General features: G+C 67.5%; 10 protein-coding genes and 3 rRNA genes. 5 read left to right on the top strand and 8 right to left on the bottom strand.

Annotated elements, in window-relative coordinates; translation table 11 throughout:
* Nucleotides 1–3: 3 nt before the first annotated feature.
* Entirely contained in the window at nt 4–1185 is a 1182-nt protein-coding gene (sucC, locus tag OUQ99_RS27015) for an ADP-forming succinate--CoA ligase subunit beta (RefSeq protein ID WP_267946590.1), read from the bottom strand.
* Nucleotides 1186–1618: 433 nt separating this feature from the next.
* On the bottom strand, nt 1619–2029 hold the full coding sequence (locus tag OUQ99_RS27020; RefSeq protein ID WP_267946591.1) for a cobalamin B12-binding domain-containing protein: 411 nt from the start codon (nt 2027–2029) through the stop codon (nt 1619–1621).
* A gap of 144 nt (nt 2030–2173) precedes the next feature.
* Here OUQ99_RS27020 and OUQ99_RS27025 point away from each other — a divergent pair, with 144 nt between their 5' ends.
* The 4 genes from OUQ99_RS27025 to OUQ99_RS27040 all read left to right on the top strand — a co-directional run bounded on the left by OUQ99_RS27025 (nt 2174) and on the right by OUQ99_RS27040 (nt 6368).
* Nucleotides 2174–2575 carry a hypothetical protein gene (locus OUQ99_RS27025; protein WP_267946592.1) on the top strand — a complete coding sequence of 134 codons (402 nt, stop codon included), beginning with the start codon at nt 2174–2176 and terminating at the stop codon, nt 2573–2575.
* 56 nt (nt 2576–2631) lie between these two features.
* Nucleotides 2632–4209, top strand: a complete 1578-nt coding sequence (locus OUQ99_RS27030; RefSeq protein ID WP_276567194.1) for an AlkA N-terminal domain-containing protein — start codon at nt 2632–2634, stop codon at nt 4207–4209.
* Between the two features lie 222 nt (nt 4210–4431).
* Nucleotides 4432–4956 carry a methylated-DNA--[protein]-cysteine S-methyltransferase gene (locus OUQ99_RS27035; RefSeq protein WP_267950519.1) on the top strand — a complete coding sequence of 175 codons (525 nt, stop codon included), beginning with the start codon at nt 4432–4434 and terminating at the stop codon, nt 4954–4956.
* A 347-nt stretch (nt 4957–5303) separates the two neighbouring features.
* The gene (locus OUQ99_RS27040) at nt 5304–6368 is read left to right on the top strand and encodes a peptidase M23 (protein ID WP_267946593.1); all 1065 of its coding nucleotides are present in this window, start codon (nt 5304–5306) and stop codon (nt 6366–6368) included.
* A 99-nt stretch (nt 6369–6467) separates the two neighbouring features.
* Here the strand turns inward: OUQ99_RS27040 and rrf are convergent.
* The 4 genes from rrf to pcrA all read right to left on the bottom strand — a co-directional run bounded on the left by rrf (nt 6468) and on the right by pcrA (nt 14611).
* A 5S ribosomal RNA gene (rrf, locus tag OUQ99_RS27045) occupies nt 6468–6583 on the bottom strand.
* A 107-nt stretch (nt 6584–6690) separates the two neighbouring features.
* Nucleotides 6691–9783: ribosomal RNA gene (locus OUQ99_RS27050) — 23S ribosomal RNA — on the bottom strand.
* Nucleotides 9784–10116: 333 nt separating this feature from the next.
* Nucleotides 10117–11648 (bottom strand): 16S ribosomal RNA (locus OUQ99_RS27055).
* The 16S, 23S and 5S rRNA genes sit together here, the layout of an rRNA operon.
* A 632-nt stretch (nt 11649–12280) precedes the next feature.
* A complete protein-coding gene (gene pcrA, locus OUQ99_RS27060) occupies nt 12281–14611 on the bottom strand; it encodes a DNA helicase PcrA (protein WP_267946594.1) in 2331 nt (776 codons plus the stop codon).
* A 168-nt stretch (nt 14612–14779) separates the two neighbouring features.
* On the opposite strand from pcrA, the gene OUQ99_RS27065 reads away from it, so the two are divergent.
* Nucleotides 14780–15709 carry a nucleoside hydrolase gene (locus OUQ99_RS27065; RefSeq protein WP_267950520.1) on the top strand — a complete coding sequence of 310 codons (930 nt, stop codon included), beginning with the start codon at nt 14780–14782 and terminating at the stop codon, nt 15707–15709.
* A gap of 107 nt (nt 15710–15816) precedes the next feature.
* Here OUQ99_RS27065 and OUQ99_RS27070 read toward each other — a convergent pair whose 3' ends face one another.
* Nucleotides 15817–16488, bottom strand: a complete 672-nt coding sequence (locus tag OUQ99_RS27070; protein WP_276567173.1) for a response regulator — start codon at nt 16486–16488, stop codon at nt 15817–15819.
* A 121-nt stretch (nt 16489–16609) separates the two neighbouring features.
* The gene (locus OUQ99_RS27075; RefSeq protein WP_267946595.1) at nt 16610–17824 is read right to left on the bottom strand and encodes an ATP-binding protein; all 1215 of its coding nucleotides are present in this window, start codon (nt 17822–17824) and stop codon (nt 16610–16612) included.
* Between the last annotated feature and the right edge of the window lie 115 nt (nt 17825–17939).

Raw genomic sequence — 17939 nt, forward strand, 5'->3', positions numbered from 1 at the left:
CTCCTACTTCGCCGCGAGCTCGGCGGCCTGAGCGGCGGCGCCGTCCATCGTGTCGACCCGCCGAACGGCCGGGTGTGCGCGCTCGTCGAGGATCTGGCGGCCCAGCTCGGCGTTGTTGCCGTCCAGTCGCACCACCAGCGGCTTGGTGACATCGTCACCGCGGCCCTCCAGCAGCTCCAGCGCCTGCACGATGCCGTTGGCGACCGCGTCGCAGGCGGTGATGCCGCCGAAGACGTTGACGAACACGCTCTTGACCGCCGGGTCGCCCAGGATGATCTCCAGGCCGTTGGCCATCACCTCGGCGGAGGCGCCGCCGCCGATGTCGAGGAAGTTCGCGGGCTTGACCCCGCCGTGCTCCTCGCCGGCGTAGGCCACCACGTCCAGCGTGGACATGACCAGGCCCGCGCCGTTGCCGATGATCCCGACCTCGCCGTCGAGCTTGACGTAGTTCAGGCCCTTGGCCTTGGCGGCGACCTCGAGGGGGTCGCCCTCCTCGGCGAACGTGAGGCTCTCCAGGTCCTGGCGGAACTCGGCGTTCTCGTCCAGGGTGACCTTGCCGTCGAGGGCGACGACGCGACCGTCCTTGGTGAGGATGAGGGGGTTCACCTCGACGAGCGTGGCGTCCTTGCCCACGAACGCGTCCCACAGCTTGGTGATGATCTCGGCCGCGCCCTGGGCGGCGGCCTCGGGCAGGTTGCCCGCCTTCACGATCTCGGCCGCGACGTTCGCGGGGGCGCCGGTCAGGGGGTCGATGGAGATCTTGGCGACCGCGTCGGGGTTGGTGACGGCGACCTCCTCGATCTCCATGCCGCCCTCTTTGGAGCAGATCGACAGGAAATTGCGGTTCGCGCGGTCCAGCAGGAAGGAGAAGTAGTACTCCTCCGCGATCTCGGAGGCCTCCTCGACCAGGACACGGTGGACCGTGTGGCCCTTGATGTCCATGCCGAGGATCTGCTCGGCCTTGGCCTGGGCGTCCTCGGGGCCCTCGGCGACCTTCACGCCGCCGGCCTTGCCGCGACCACCGGTCTTGACCTGCGCCTTGACAACGACGCGGGGTTTGCCGGCAGCGGCGAACTCGTCAGCGATGGCACGTGCCTCAGCGGCCGTGCTCGCCACCTTCCCCTGGGGTACGGGAACCCCGTACTCTGCGAAGAGTTGCTTCGCCTGGTATTCGAACAGGTCCACGAGGGTCCGTCCTTGTAACTCGCTGGCTCAGGATGTCTACCGGGGTGGCCTCGTCCGGATCGGCTGTGACCTACTGGTACACGTCACACGCAGCAGGACCCCGAGGGGCCCCGCCGTTCACAGAGATCGAGATCGCCGCGGAGTCGCCACCCGCGACATGCGCAAAGCTTAGTCGCCTGAAATCCGGCCGCCGGACACCGGGGGCCGCTTCACCGCGTCGGTCCCGGCCCAAAAGCCGTCCATGCCGCACTGCGGAAGCGTCCGCGTGGGAAATTGTGTGACCAGCGACACCGCGAATAACACGACATGGGTGCATCGGCCGTACCATGGCCGCTTCGTCCCTGCGACCAACATCACGCCGCGGACCGCCGCACGGGACCGGGCGCGGACGACGCCCTCCGTCCCGGCGCTCCCCGCCGGCGCCGCCGGAGGATCAGGCCGCGTGCGCCGGGCGGACGTTCTCCCGGACCCAGTCGGCGATCTCCGAGGTGGGCGCCCCCGGGGTGAAGATCTTGGCGACCCCCAGGCGTTCGAGCTCCGCGATGTCCGCGTCGGGGATGATCCCGCCGCCGAACACACGGATGTCCTCGGCGTCGTTCTCCCTCAGCAGCTCCATCACCCGGGTGAACATGGTCATGTGGGCCCCCGAGAGCACGGACAGCCCGATGGCGTCGGCGTCCTCCTGGAGCGCCGCCGCGACGATCATCTCCGGCGTCTGGCGCAGACCGGTGTAGATGACCTCGACCCCGGCGTCGCGCAGGACGCGGGCGACGATCTTGACCCCCCGGTCGTGCCCGTCCAGTCCCGGCTTGGCGACGACGATCCTTGCCGCACCCTCGGCCATGGCTTACCCCTCACGACGTGTTCCCCGCGGCCCGGCCACTCCTTGTGGGAGTCCCACCGGGGCGGGGTGGAGACGATGAACTCGTGTGAAGCGTAACGCAGGTCACTCGCGGGTGGCGGGCACGGGGACGGGTATCTTCCGAGCATGGGAGACGATGCCACCGAATTCGACCGAACCAGCACAGAGGACCTGCGGGACCGCGCCGTCGAGCTGGCACGTCAGAGGTGGGACCTGCGCTTCTTCTGGCGGCTGCTCGGCCTCGTCCCGGCGGCGGAGGCCGCGGCCGGGAACGACCGGGCCAGCGAGGCGAGTGTCGCCCAGCTCTCCGGCTTCGTGTACGAGGCCCTCTCCGCCGAGACGGACCCCGGGGTCCAGGAGGCCCTGCGCCCCGTCTACGTCCAGTACCTCCTCGACCACGGGGAGGAGGCGGGCGACGCGGACCCCGGAACGGGGAACACCGGACCGGGCGGGGCCCCCGCGGACCCCGGGGGCGCCGCTCCGGGAGGGGCCCGGCCCGACGGGGCCGACGGCGACAGGCCTTCCTGACCCCTCGGGGTGCATGTCCGAAAACCGCCAGCACCCGCCCCGGTCCATGGGTGACCATGGACAGTGTGATGGACGACGACCAGCGCTACCGCGCAGTACACAGCAGGGACTCCCGCTTCGACGGGGTCTTCTACACGGCCGTGCGCACCACCGGGATCTACTGCCGTCCGAGCTGCCCCGCCGTCACCCCGAAGCGGGTCAACACCAGGTTCTTCCCCACCGCGGCGGCGGCCCAGGAATCCGGGTTCCGCGCCTGCAAGCGGTGCCGCCCCGACCTGACGCCGGGCTCACCGGAGTGGAACCTGCGGGCCGACGTGGTCGGCCGCGCGATGCGGCTCATCCAGGACGGCGCCGTGGACCGGGGCGGCGTGGGCGCGCTGGCCTCCGCCGTGGGGTACAGCGAACGCCAGCTCAACCGGCTGCTGTCCGCCGAGGTGGGCGCGGGGCCGCTGGCCCTGGCCCGCACCGAGCGCGCCCAGACCGCCCGGGTCCTGGTGGAGACCACGGACATGCCGATGGCGGACGTCGCGTTCGCGGCCGGGTTCGCGAGCGTGCGCCAGTTCAACGAGACGATGCAGGCGGTGTTCGACCGCTCCCCCACCGAGATGCGCTCGGTCGGACGCTCCCGGGCCCCCGGCTCCTCCGCACCGGGGACGATCACGCTGCGGCTGCCCTACCGGGAGCCGATCGACCTGGCCTCGATGCTGGGGTTCCTCGGCGACAGGGCCGTTCCCGGGATCGAGGAGTACCGGGAGGGCGTGTACAGGCGGACGCTCCCGCTCCCGCACGGAACCGGTGTCGTGGAGCTCTCGGCGGGTTCCGGGCCGGGACACGTGCTGTGCCGGCTGCGGCTGACCGAGACCCGCGACCTGGCCAGTGCGGTGCGCCGGTGCCGCAGACTGCTGGACCTGGACGCCGACCCGCGTGCGGTCGCCGAGGCCCTGGGCGGGGACCCCCTGCTCGGCCCGATCGTGTCGGCCCGTCCGGGCATGCGGTCGCCCGGGCACGTGGACCCGGCGGAGCTGGCCGTCCGTGCGGTGCTCGGCCAGCAGGTGTCGGTACGGGCCGCGCGCACGCTGGCGGGCCGGCTGGTGCAGAGGTTCGGAAAGCCCCTGGCGGAGGGGCTGGAGGTCCCGGGCGGCGGCCTGACGCACCTGTTCCCGTCCCCGGACGTGCTGGCCGGGGCCGACCCGACGGGTTTCTCCATCCCCGTGGCGCGCGGAACCGCCCTGGTGGGACTGAGCGGGGCCGTCGCCTCGGGCCGTGTCGACCTGGGGCCGGGCTGCGACCGGGAGGAGGCCGAGCGGCGCCTGGTCGAGCTGCGCGGCATCGGTCCGTGGACGGCTGGCTACGTGCGGATGCGCGGTCTGGGCGACCCCGACGTGTTCCTGCACGGCGACCTGGGCGTCCGGTCGGCGCTGGAGGCCGGAAGGGCGTGGACCTCCCCGGCGGCGGCCGCCCGGAACGCACGGGGGTGGAGCCCGTGGCGCTCGTACGCCACCCACCTGCTGTGGGCGTCGCTGGGCGACGCCGCCCGGGCGCGGGAGGCGGGAGCGGTTCCGGACGGCGCGTCTGCGGACGGCCCGTCCGGGGCGGTCGGCGGGGTCGCGGGCCGCACCGGTTCCGCGGCGTGAGCCGGAAGCGGTGCGGGACGACCGCGGGCGGGCCCGGACCGGCGGGGAAGCGGTGGCCGCCGCCCGGTTGTTGGAACCACGGGGCCCTCGGGGTCCGGTGGCCGTCGGCAAGGGAAGACGGACGTGAGGACGAGAGGGAACGGTATGAGCATCACACGGGCACCGGGTGCCGCGGCACCCGGACAGGAGTCACTCTTCGCGGATGTCGAACCGGTCGCCCCCATGCGGGCGCCGACCGCGGAGTTCCGGGCCCCGCTGGACGGGCCGACCCGGTACACCACCATGGACTCGCCGGTGGGGCTGCTGACCCTCGTCGGCGACGGTGAGGCGCTGGGCGCGCTGTTCACGCTCGCGAAGGACGGCAGTTCCCTGAGCGTCCCGGCGGAGTGGATCGCCGACCCGGCGCCGTTCGCCGAGGCGGTCCGGCAGCTGGACGCGTACTTCGCGGGGGAGCTCCGGGAGTTCGACCTGCCGCTGGCCCCCTCCGGGACCGAGTGGCAGCGCAAGGTGTGGGCCGGGCTGACGACCATCCCGTACGGGGAGACCGCGAGTTACGGCCAACTCGCCGAGGAACTGGGGCGGCCGACCGCCTCCCGCGCCGTGGGCATGGCCAACGGTCGCAACCCGATCAGCATCATCGTCCCCTGCCACCGGGTCATCGGGGCCGACGGGACCCTCACCGGGTACGCGGGCGGTCTGGAGCGCAAGGAGTTCCTGCTCGGGCTGGAGGCGGGGCGTGCCGCCTAGCGGCCCTCCCCGCCCCCACGCGGAACGGCCCCGGGAACGGGGCCGTTCCGCGTTTTCCACAGGAGGGAGACCGGTCTGGCCCCGCCCTCCGGAACAGGGTTGACTGGAAATCGGGGGGCTCCCCGGGGCAGGATGCTTCGCCCTGCCCCCGTTCCGTTCCGCGCCCCTCCCCCCGCAGTGTGCGCCCACCGCCGGCCTCCCGGCGGGCTTCCGGGACGGCGTCCCTTCCCCTTCCACCCCTTGCAGGCGGGTATTCGTGTGGTTACCCTGCGGTAGCAATGTGGTCGAGACCCCATGACCGCAGAGCACCGTGTCGACCCCCCGTCCGCTCACCCCAAGGAGAAGCGTTGACACCCCCCACCTCCCCCGCCTTTCGCGTGCGCCTTTCCCGGACCCGGTTCCTGGGCGCGGCCACCCTCTCCCTGACCGCCGCGGCCGCCCTGGTCGTCTCCGCCGGTGCGGCCCAGGCCCAGCCGGCGCCCGTGGACACCGCTCTCGCGACCGCTCCCAACGTGGAGGTCACCGCGGACGGCGCCGCCGAGTCCCTGCCCGGCGCAGCACCCGGAACGGCGGCCGAGGACGTGCTCGCCGACGCGGTCGTCGCCGACGTCCTGGAGGCCCGGGGCACCGGGCTCTCCGCCCTCGACGCCCGGGACCGCGACGTCCGGATCGACATCCGGGAGGCCTCGGACGGCTCCGCCTTCGGTGTCGCCATCGTGACCGCGCCCATGGGCTCGGAGGAGAGCCCCTACGCCTGGCTGTTCGCCGCCGACCACGAGGGCTCGGAGTGGGCCGTCGGACTGGAGGGCACGGAGGAGTTCTCGGAGATCCTCTCGGCATCGACCCTGCTGGCCGAGGAGGAGCGGGAGGCCGTCGCCGCGTCCACGAACCCGGACGAGGTCTCCGCCTCCACCTACATCGGGGTGGGGCTGCCGTTCTCCATCGGCTCCTCGATGGTCATGACCGGCGGACCGCACGGCTTCAGCTCCGGCCACCCGTACAGCTCGGTGGACTTCGCCGGCGGCAACGGCCAGGCCCGTGCGGCCCGGGGCGGCTACGCCTACAGCCTCTGCACCGGCTGGACCCGGGTGATCCACGACAACGGCTACTCCACGGACTACTACCACCTGGAGGACTACCAGTGGCTGCCCGGTAACAACGTCGGCGTCGGCCACTACCTCGGAAGGCAGGGCAACAGCCTCTGCGCCGGCGGCTCGACGACCGGCGCCCACATCCACTTCGCGCTGAGGGGCTACACCGACCCCAACGCGGCGGGCTGGTACGTCCCCCTCCACGGCAGGACCCTGGGCGGCTGGACCTTCTACGAGGGCGCCGCCTACGGCGGATACGTCTACCGGAGCGGCGTGGGCACGGTCTACCCCGGCGGCTCGGTGTACAACTACGGGTTCTAGAAACACCGGGTTCCAGAAACACTCTTTTCACAAACGCACAAACATGCGCACGAAAAAGGAGGGGGCCGCCCACAAGGCAACCCCCTCCCCTACAAAAAACCGTGGCAGCGACCTACTCTCCCACCCCACCACAGGGCAGTACCATCAGCGCAAGGAGACTTAACGACCGGGTTCGGAAAGAGACCGGGTGTGACCCTCCAGCAATAACCACCACGGAAACCAACAACCCACCAGACCCACACCCCACACCACAACCCAGTGCAAGGGGATCACAGCGAGCCGAAACTCCGTGAAAAGTGTGCGCGAACATCCAATTATCTGCAGCGGACAAGCCCTCGGCCTATTAGTACCGGTCAGCTCCACCCCTCACAGGGCTTCCACACCCGGCCTATCAACCCCGTCGTCTACAGGGAGCCTTACCCTCTCAAAGGAGGCAGGAGACCTCATCTCGAAGCAAGCTTCCCGCTTAGATGCTTTCAGCGGTTATCCCTCCCGAACGTAGCCAACCAGCCATGCCCTTGGCAGGACAACTGGCACACCAGAGGTTCGTCCGTCCCGGTCCTCTCGTACTAGGGACAGCCCTTCTCAAGTCTCCAACGCGCACAGCGGATAGGGACCGAACTGTCTCACGACGTTCTAAACCCAGCTCGCGTGCCGCTTTAATGGGCGAACAGCCCAACCCTTGGGACCAACTCCAGCCCCAGGATGCGACGAGCCGACATCGAGGTGCCAAACCATCCCGTCGATATGGACTCTTGGGGAAGATCAGCCTGTTATCCCCGGGGTACCTTTTAGCCGTTGAGCGACACCGCTTCCACACGCCGGTGCCGGATCACTAGTCCCAGCTTTCGCTCCTGCTCGACACGTCCGTCTCACAGTCAAGCTCCCTTGTGCACTTACACTCAACACCTGATTACCAACCAGGCTGAGGGAACCTTTGGGCGCCTCCGTTACTCTTTGGGAGGCAACCGCCCCAGTTAAACTACCCACCAGACACTGTCCCCGAACCGGATCACGGTCCAAGGTTAGATGCCCGAAACAGTCAGAGTGGTATTTCACCAACGCCTCCACCGCCACTAGCGTGACAGCTTCACCGGCTCCCACCTATCCTACACAAACCATCCCAAACACCAATGTCAAGCTATAGTGAAGGTCCCGGGGTCTTTCCGTCCTGCTGCGCGAAACGAGCATCTTTACTCGTAGTGCAATTTCACCGGGCCCATGGTTGAGACAGTGGGGAAGTCGTTACGCCATTCGTGCAGGTCGGAACTTACCCGACAAGGAATTTCGCTACCTTAGGATGGTTATAGTTACCACCGCCGTTTACTGGCGCTTAGATTCCCAGCTTCGCAGGAGCGAACTCCCACTAACCGGTCCTCTTAACGTTCCAGCACCGGGCAGGCGTCAGTCCGTATACAGCGTCTTACGACTTCGCACGGACCTGTGTTTTTAATAAACAGTCGCTTCCCCCCGCTATCTGCGACCCCACCCAGCTCAGACCGCAAAGGCCATCACCAGACAGGGCTCCCCTTCTCCCGAAGTTACGGGGACAATTTGCCGAGTTCCTTAACCATGGTTCACCCGAACGCCTCGGTATTCTCTACCTGACCACCTGCGTCGGTTTAGGGTACTGGCCACACACGAACTCGCTAGAGGCTTTTCTCGACAGCATGGGATCACTCACTTCACCGAAAACGGCTCGGCATCACGTCTCAGCCTCAACAGGGGGCGGATTTGCCAACCCCCCAGCCTACACGCTTACCCCCGGACAACCACCGCCGGGTAGAGCTACCCTCCTGCGTCACCCCATCACTTACCTACTACAAGCTCGGATCCCAGACCAGCCACAAACAGAACCCGAAGGTCCCATAAGGAGCCGGCGTGGTTAGCATCACCTGATTCGATACTGGGCGCTCGTGCACGGGTACGGGAATATCAACCCGTTATCCATCGACTACGCCTGTCGGCCTCGCCTTAGGTCCAGACTCACCCTGGGCGGATTAACCTGCCCCAGGAACCCTTAGTCAATCGGCGGCAACGTTTCTCACGTTGCTTTCGCTACTCATGCCTGCATTCTCACTCGCACACCCTCCACCACACGATCACTCGGCAGCTTCACCGGATGCACGACGCTCCCCTACCACACCAACACAAGGTTGGCATCCACAGCTTCGGCGGTGTGCTTAAGCCCCGCTACATTATCGGCGCAGAACCACTTGACCAGTGAGCTATTACGCACTCTTTAAAGGATGGCTGCTTCTAAGCCAACCTCCTGGTTGTCTCAGCAACTCCACAACCTTTCCCACTTAGCACACGCTTAGGGGCCTTAGCTGATGATCTGGGCTGTTTCCCTCTCGACTACGAAGCTTATCCCCCGCAGTCTCACTGCCGCGCTTCACTTAACCGGCATTCGGAGTTTGTCTGACGTCAGTAACCTTGTAGGGCCCATCAGCCAAACAGTAGCTCTACCTCCAGCAAGAAACACGCGACGCTGCACCTAAATGCATTTCGGGGAGAACCAGCTATCACGGAGTTTGATTGGCCTTTCACCCCTACCCACACCTCATCCCCCAGGTTTTCAACCCTGGTGGGTTCGGGCCTCCACGAGGTCTTACCCCCGCTTCACCCTGGACATGGGTAGATCACTCCGCTTCGGGTCCACAGCATGCGACTCAAACGCCCTATTCAGACTCGGTTTCCCTACGGCTACCCCACCCGGGTTAACCTCGCCACACACCATGACTCGCAGGCTCATTCTTCAAAAGGCACGCCATCACCAAAGACAAGCTTCAGCTCTGACGGCTTGACAGCACACGGTTTCAGGTACTATTTCACGACCCCTCACCGGGGCACTTTTCACCTTTCCCTCACGGTACTAGTGCACTATCGGTCATCAGGACGTATTTTGGCTTAGCAGGTGGTCCTGCCAGATTCACACGGAATTTCTCGGGCTCCGCGCTACTCGGGAGAACACCAACGCCTAGACTCTTCCTTCACCTACGGGACTCTCACCCACTACGGTTCCGCTTCCCAACGGATTCAGCTAAAAGAATCACTCAGCGCTCCACGTCGGCAGACCTGGAAAGGTGCATCCCACAACCCCGCACACGCAACGACTGCCGTCTATCACACGCGCACGGTTTAGCCTCTTCCCCGTTCGCTCACCACTACTAGGGGAATCACTGTTGTTTACTCTTCCTACGGGTACTGAGATGTTTCACTTCCCCGCGTCACCACCAACTACCCTATACATTCAGGTAGCGGCAACCCGACACAACTCGGGCTAGGTTTCCCCATTCGGACACCCACGGATCAAAGCTCGGTTGACAGCTCCCCGTGGCCTATCGCGGCCTCCCGCGTCCTTCATCGGCGCCTGATGCCAAGGCATCCACCGTGTGCCACTATCACTTGGCCACTACAGATAACAAGATGCTCGCGCACACTATTCACAAGTCAAAACACCAACCACAATCCCCACTACCTCACACCGGGAAACAAAACCCGAGAGTTCGCAGAGGTGGTCCGCGGGAAACAAACCGACCACCCGCCCCCACAAGGAGAGCCAGATGGTCGAGGTTGCTTCCTCAGACACCCAACAGCGCGCCCCCCGACGCTTCTAGTCGCCGGAGGCAAAGCCTGATTCCCTTACAGCCACTCCCGAAAACAGGCGATCCGAAGACCGACCCGAACGGGTCCACTTACGAGTCCGACCAGCCATAGGAAGAGCTGGTCTTCAAAGACTCCTTAGAAAGGAGGTGATCCAGCCGCACCTTCCGGTACGGCTACCTTGTTACGACTTCGTCCCAATCGCCAGCCCCACCTTCACTCATTCCCTCCCCGAAGGGTTAGGCCACAAGTTTCGGGTGTTGCCGACTTTCATGACGTGACGGGCGGTGTGTACAAGGCCCGGGAACGTATTCACCGCGGCGTTGCTGATCCGCGATTACTAGCGACTCCACCTTCATGGGGTCGAGTTGCAGACCCCAATCCGAACTGAGACCGGCTTTTAGGGATTCGCTCCACCTTGCGGTCTCGCACGCCCATTGTACCGGCCATTGTAGCATGTTTGCAGCCCAAGACATAAGGGGCATGATGACTTGACGTCGTCCCCACCTTCCTCCGAGTTGACCCCGGCAGTCTCCTATGAGTCCCCACCATGACGTGCTGGCAACATAGAATAGGGGTTGCGCTCGTTGCGGGACTTAACCCAACATCTCACGACACGAGCTGACGACAGCCATGCACCACCTGTCACCCACCAACTAAATGACCCTGTATCTCTACAGGTCCACGGGCGATGTCAAACCTTGGTAAGGTTCTTCGCGTTGCGTCGAATTAAGCAACATGCTCCGCCGCTTGTGCGGGCCCCCGTCAATTCCTTTGAGTTTTAGCCTTGCGGCCGTACTCCCCAGGCGGGGCGCTTAATGCGTTAGCTGCGGCGCGGAAACCGTGGAAAGTCCCCACACCTAGCGCCCAACGTTTACGGCATGGACTACCAGGGTATCTAATCCTGTTCGCTCCCCATGCTTTCGCTCCTCAGCGTCAGGTAAGGCCCAGAGACCCGCCTTCGCCACCGGTGTTCCTCCTGATATCTGCGCATTTCACCGCTACACCAGGAATTCCAGTCTCCCCTACCTACCTCTAGCATGCCCGTATCCACTGCAGAACCGGAGTTAAGCCCCGGTCTTTCACAGCAGACGTGACACGCCGCCTACGAGCTCTTTACGCCCAATAATTCCGGACAACGCTCGGACCCTACGTATTACCGCGGCTGCTGGCACGTAGTTAGCCGGTCCTTATTCCCCACCTACCGTCAACCCCCAGAGAACTGGGAGCCTGCGTTGGTGGTAAAAGAGGTTTACAACCCGAAGGCCGTCATCCCCCACGCGGCGTCGCTGCGTCAGGCTTTCGCCCATTGCGCAATATTCCCCACTGCTGCCTCCCGCAGGAGTCTGGGCCGTGTCTCAGTCCCAGTGTGGCCGGTCGCCCTCTCAGGCCGGCTACCCGTAATCGCCTTGGTAGGCCGTTACCCCACCAACAAGCTGATAGGCCGCGAGCCCATCCCCGACCGAAAAACTTTCCACACACCGCCATGAGGCGGTGTGTCGTATCCGGTATTAGACGGCGTTTCCACCGCTTATCCCGGAGTCGGGGGCAGGTTGCTCACGTGTTACTCACCCGTTCGCCGCTCGTGTACCCCGAAGGGCCTTACCGCTCGACTTGCATGTGTTAAGCACGCCGCCAGCGTTCGTCCTGAGCCAGGATCAAACTCTCCATAAAGGTCATACCATCCGTCCCGGCGACCGTGAGGTCGGCCTGGGGCGGATAAACCTAGAAGTAATCCTGACCAACCAGGTTGCCCTGGTTAATCAAAGGAACCCTTCACACCGAACCACTGTTCGGGTGACGGGGCCAAAACAAACATGGCTTAAAGAAAATCAAACACGCGCTGTTGAGTTCTCAAGAAACAACCGCTCTTCCCGTACAAGCGCCAGCCGTTCCGGCCGTCTGCTCTTCCGTGGAAGGCGTCTGCGTTTCCGCTTTGTTGTGTCTTTACTTTATCAGGTGTTCCGCGCCCCGCCAAATCGGCGGTTTGTGGTGGTTCTGATCGGGGTAAAGCCCGTTTGCTTCGTCTGCTTTTGTCCGAATGGACTGGGCTTTTGAAGCGACTCCCTGAGTTTACATGGCCCGAACAGTGCTCGAACCGCGAGGCTCGGAGGACCGTACCGGTGATGACTCTGGGAGAGACCGGCCCGTCCGCGGAGATTCCGCGTCCGTCTCGCTCGGTCTTGACCAACTGTACCCCTGCGCCGGAGTCCTCGTGACGCGTTCCGGGGAATCCGTCCGTGTGGTGTGTCCCGCTCCCCTCCGCCCGCGCGGGCGGGACCGGGACACACCGGCACACGTCGGCGTCAGAGCTTCTCGATCGGGGCGTACTTGACGAGGAAGTCCTTCTCGCCGATGTCGGCGCCGAAGTCGATGCGGGCCTTGGTCTTGTCACCTGTGCCCTCGACGAGCTGTACCCGGCCCATGCCGAACGAGTCGTGGTTGACCAGGTCGCCCACGCCGAGCGTCGGCGCCTCCTTGCCGGCGCCGCGGCGCGGACCTCCGCCGAAGGTGCTGCCGAACCCGCCGGAACCGCGCCCGCCGCCGATGCCGCGGCTGGGCGGGGCGGCCAGGCTGGACTCCGCCCTGCGCCAGTCGACCAGGGAGGCGGGGATCTCGTCCAGGAACCGCGAACCCGGGTTGTAGGAGGGCGTTCCCCAAGCGCTGCGCACCGCCGCGCGGCTGACGTAGAGGAGCCGCTGGGCGCGGGTCAGGCCCACATAGGCCAGTCGCCGCTCCTCCTCAAGCTGCGTCTTGTCGCCCAGCGTGCGGGTGTGCGGGAAGACGCCGTCCTCCATGCCGGTGAGGAACACCGCGGGGAACTCCAGCCCCTTGGCCGCGTGCAGGGTCATCAGGGTGACGACGCCGCCGGTGTCGTCCGCGTCGGGGATCTGGTCGGTGTCCGCGACGAGGGAGATCCGCTCCAGGAAGTCGACCAGCGTCGGCTCCCCGGGATCGAGGGTGCCGGAGGGGACGGCGCCGTCCTCCTCGTCCTCGTCCGGGGGCTCCTCCTCCAGGAGCGCGGCGAAGGTGTGCTCGAACTCCCTGGCCACGTCCACGAACTCCTCCAGGTTCTCCACCCGGCTCTCGTCCTGGAGGTCCTTGGACTCGGCGAGCTCGGAGAGGTACCCGGTCTTGCTCAGCACCGCCTCGACGACCTCGGCGGGCGTGCTGCCCGGCACCGCCTCGGCCAGCTCGTCGAGCAGGGCGGTGAAGTTCTGCACCGCCTTGACCGAGCGGGTCGCGATCCCCGGCGCCTCGTCCACCCTGCGCAGCGCCCTGGAGAAGGAGATGCGCTCGCGTGCGGCGAACAGCTCCACCGCCTCCTCCGCCCGCGCCCCGATCCCGCGCTTGGGCACGTTGAGGATGCGCCGCAGGCTGACCGTGTCCTCGGGGTTGGCCAGCACCCGCAGGTAGGCGAGGATGTCGCGGATCTCCTTGCGCTCGTAGAAGCGCACGCCGCCGACGATCTTGTACGGCAGGCCGGTGCGGATGAACACGTCCTCGAACACGCGGGACTGCGCGTTGGTCCGGTAGAACACGGCGACCTGGCTGGGCGTGACCGTGCCCTCGTCGGTGAGCTTGTCGATCTCGCCGACCACGAACGCGGCCTCGTCGTGCTCGTTGTCGGCGACGTAGCCGGTGATGGCCGGGCCGTCGCCCTGCTCGGACCACAGGTTCTTGGCCGGGCGCCCCTCGTTGCGGTCGATGACCGCGTTGGCCGCCGAGAGGATGTTCTGGGTGGAGCGGTAGTTCTGCTCCAGGAGGATGGTCCGCGCGCTGGGGAAGTCCCGCTCGAACTCCAGGATGTTGCGGATGGTCGCGCCGCGGAACGCGTAGATGGACTGGTCCGCGTCGCCGACCACGCACAGCTCGGCGGGCGGCACCACGCCGGTGTCGGAGTCCTCGGCCGCGCCGACCAGCTCGCGGACGAACGCGTACTGGGCGTGGTTGGTGTCCTGGTACTCGTCGACCATGACGTGTCGGAAGCGGCGCCGGTAGTACTCGGCGACGTCCGGGAACATCTGGAAGAGGTTGACGGTGACCATGATCAGGTCGTCGAAGTCCATGGCGCCCGCCTCGTGCAGGCGCCGCTGGTAGAGCTGGTAGGCCTCCGCCAGCTTCTTCTCCTGCTCGGTCTGGGCCTGCTCGGCGGCCGTGTCGTAGTCGACCAGCTCGTTCTTGAGGTTGGACACCTGGAAGGAGAACGACTTGGGCGGGAACCGCTTGGGGTCGAGGTCCATCTCCTTGCAGACCAGCTGCATCAGCCGCGCGGAGTCCGCGGAGTCGTAGATGGTGAAGCTGCTGGGGTAGCCGAGCCTGTGCGCCTCCCTGCGCAGGATGCGCACGCACGCCGAGTGGAACGTCATCGTCCACATGGTGTTCGCGGCACGGACGCCGAGGAGGGCCTGGATGCGCTCCTTCATCTCGGCGGCGGCCTTGTTGGTGAAGGTGATCGCGAGGATCTCACCGGGGCGGACGCCGCGCTCGGCCATGAGGTGGGCGATGCGGTGCGTCAGGACGCGGGTCTTGCCCGATCCGGCGCCCGCCACGATCAGGAGCGGTGCGCCGCTGTGGGTGACGGCGTCGCGCTGGGGACCGTTCAGACCTTCGAGAAGCTGCTCTTGGGAGGACACTCCTCCAGGTTACGGCCGCCCGGGGACGGCGGTGTCCCGGTCACCGGAGGCGCCTCCGCACGCTCTGCCCGTTTCGCGGGTGAAAGTGCGCTGACCGGCGGCCTAGGCTGTTTTAGTACGGGTCCCCGGTGGGGGACCGCGGTTGTCTCGGGGGGAGTTTCCTTGACCATGCGTGTGTTCGTCGACTGCGATCCGGGGATCGACGACGCCGTCGCTCTCGCCTACCTGGCCGCGCGCCCGGAGGTGGAGATCGTCGGGATCGGTGCGGTCTTCGGCAACAACAGCGTCGACATCACGGCGGACAACGCGCTGCGGCTCCTGGAGCTGTACGGCCGTCCGGACGTGCCCGTGGCGGTCGGCGCCGCCCGGCCGCTGGTGCAGGCTCCCCGCCTCGCCGCGCACGTCCACGGCGGCAACGGCCTGGGCGACGTGGAGCTGCCCGCGCCCGCGGGCAAGCCGATCGCGGAGTCCGCTGCCGAGCTGCTGGTGCGTCTGGTCCGCGAGGCCCCGGGGGAGATCGACGTCCTGGCGGTGGGCCCGCTCACCAACATCGCGATCGCGCTGGGGCTGGAGCCGCGGCTGCCGGAGCTGGTGCGGCGCCTCGTGGTGATGGGGGGCGCGGTGCGGGCCCCCGGCAACGTGACCTCGCACGCCGAGGCGAACATCAACAACGACCCCGAGGCCGCGGAGGCGGTGTTCGCGGCCGGGTTCGACCTGGACCTGGTGGCGCTGGACATCACCATGAAGACGGTGGCGACGCCCGAGTGGCTGTCCGACCTGCGGTCGGTGCCGGGTGAGCGCGCCGAGCGCACGTCGGCGTTCCTGGACTTCTACGCGGACTTCTACACGGGGATCTTCGGCGTCCGCCAGTGCGCGATGCACGATCCGCTGGCCGCCGCGGTCCTGGTGGACGGGCACCTGGTGACGGACTCGTTCGAGGCGCCGCTGCGGGTGGAGCTCTCCGGCGGGCTCACGCGCGGGATGACCGTCGCCGACCTGCGCCCGCGTCCGGGGGCCGACGACCGCCGGCCCGCCCGGGTGGTCACGGGGGTGGCGGAGGCGGAGTTCCTCACCAGGATGATGGACTCCCTGCGCTGACGCGCCGACGGCGGTCGCCCCCCGGGGGGGCGGCCGCCGTCGCCGTTCGCACGGCGGGTACGCGGCGTCCCTCCGGCCGGGGCGGGCCCCGCCCCGGCGGAAGCGCGTCAGACGAGCCGGCGGGCCGTCGCCCACCTGCTCAGCTCGTGCCGGTTGGAGAGCTGGAGCTTGCGCAGGACCGAGGACACGTGCGTCTCCACCGTCTTGACGGAGATGAACAGTTCCTTGGCCACCTCTTTGTACGCGTAGCCGCGCGCGATGTGCCGCAGCACCTCGCGCTCGCGCTGGGTGAGGCGGTCCAGCTCGGGGTCGACCGGCGGGGCGTCGGTCGCGGAGAACGCGTCCAGCACGAAACCGGCCAGGCGCGGCGAGAAGACCGCGTCGCCGTCGGCCACGCGCACGATGGCGTTGGCCAGCTCCTTGCCGGAGATGGTCTTGGTGACGTAGCCGCGGGCGCCGCCCCGCACCACGCCGATGACGTCCTCCGCCGCGTCGGAGACCGACAGCGCGAGGAAGCGGATCTGCGGGTGCTGTGACAGGACCCTGCGCAGCACCTCCACACCGCCGCCGCCGGGCAGGTGGACGTCCAGGAGGACGAGGTCGGGCTTCTGCTCCCCGATGACGTGCACGGCGCTGTCGACGTCCCCGGCCTCCCCGACGACGTCGACGGCGTCGCCCAGTTCGCCACGTACCCCGCTGCGGAACAGCCGGTGGTCGTCCACGATCACGACGCGGGGCACCGCGTCACCGTCACTGAAGGTCGTGCTCTCGTCTCCCACACCCTGGACTCTACCCACGTCGGGGGGCGGGGGACAGCGGCGCCCGGGGTCGCGGCGCCCGTTGTCCGCATCCGGTCGGCGGACGGCGCCCCGGGGTCCTCCCTCTCGGCTCCGGCCGGCGCTACGCCTCCGGGATGCGGGCCATGCGGAGCTGCACCTCGGTGCCCTCGCCCGGACCGGTGCGGATGCGCGCGGAGCCGCCGTGGCGCTCCATCCGGCCGAGGATGGATCCGCGCACGCCCATGCGGTCCTCGGGGATGTCGTCCATGTCGAACCCGGCGCCCCGGTCGCGGACGAACACGAGCACCTCGTCCTGGTCGACCTCGCCGAACACGGAGATGCTGTCGGTGCCCGCGTACTTGGAGGCGTTGACCATGGCCTCGCGGGCGGCGCGGAGCATCGCGGAGAGGGCGTCGTCCATGGGGCAGTCGCCCACGCACACCACCTCGATGGGGACGCCGTGCTCCTCCTCGACCTCGGCCGCGACGCGTTCGAGCGCGGGCGACACGGTGGTGTCGGCGTCGGCGGGCCGCTGGTAGAGCCAGCTGCGCAGGGCCCGCTCCTGGACGCGGGCGAGGCGCTGGACCTCCCGCGGGTCCTCGGCCCGGCGCTGGATGAGCGTGAGGGTGTGCAGGACGGAGTCGTGGATGTGGGCGGCGAGTTCGGCGCGCTCGGCGTTGCGGATGCGCTCGCGGCGCTCCTGGTCGCGTTCGCGGACCAGTCCGATGATCCACGGCGCGGCGATCAGGGAGACCCCGGCGAGGAGGGTGAAGGCGAAGGTCAGGCCGGCGCGGGCGTTCTGGAGCTGTTCCTGGAAGACGAGGAAGCCGATGACGCCGACCACGACCAGGAGGACGCCCGTCCCGGCGCGCATGACGCCCTTGCCGCCCCGGTCCCCCCTGCCGACGGCGCTGGTCATCCACTCGTCGCGCTGGGAGGGGTTGGCCTGCTGCCAGAGGATGATCCCTCCGAGCGTCCCGAACACCACGAACCAGAGCAGGGGGTCGAACACCCCGCCGAAGAGCAGGAACAGGAAGCCGAGCGCCGCGGCGAGGCCGACGTAGGCGATCAGCTGGGAGATGTCGCGGCCCTTGCGCCGGCCCTCCGCCTCACCGGGTCCGCGCTCGTCCCCGTCCTCCGGGTCGGCGGGGACGAAGAAGTACAGGGCGACGTACACGGCGAGGCCCATGCCGCCGACGGACAGGGCCATGAAGGCGAGGCGGACGACCACCGGGTCGAGTCCGAGGTGCCGGGCCAGTCCGGCGGCGACCCCTCCGAGGAGCCTGCCTTCCACCGCGCGGGTGAGCCGCGGGGTGTCCGCGGCCGTTGCTGCCACCGCCCGATCACCGCTTTCCGTCGCGTGGCGCGGGGTGTGCGCGCCGCTCGTGTGTCCTGTGCTCCAGGATGCCCTCCGTGGGAGGTGTTCGGCATCCGGGGCGCGTCCCTGGTCC

Source organism: Streptomonospora nanhaiensis (assembly GCF_026642255.1).
Classification (GTDB): domain Bacteria; phylum Actinomycetota; class Actinomycetes; order Streptosporangiales; family Streptosporangiaceae; genus Nocardiopsis; species Nocardiopsis tropica.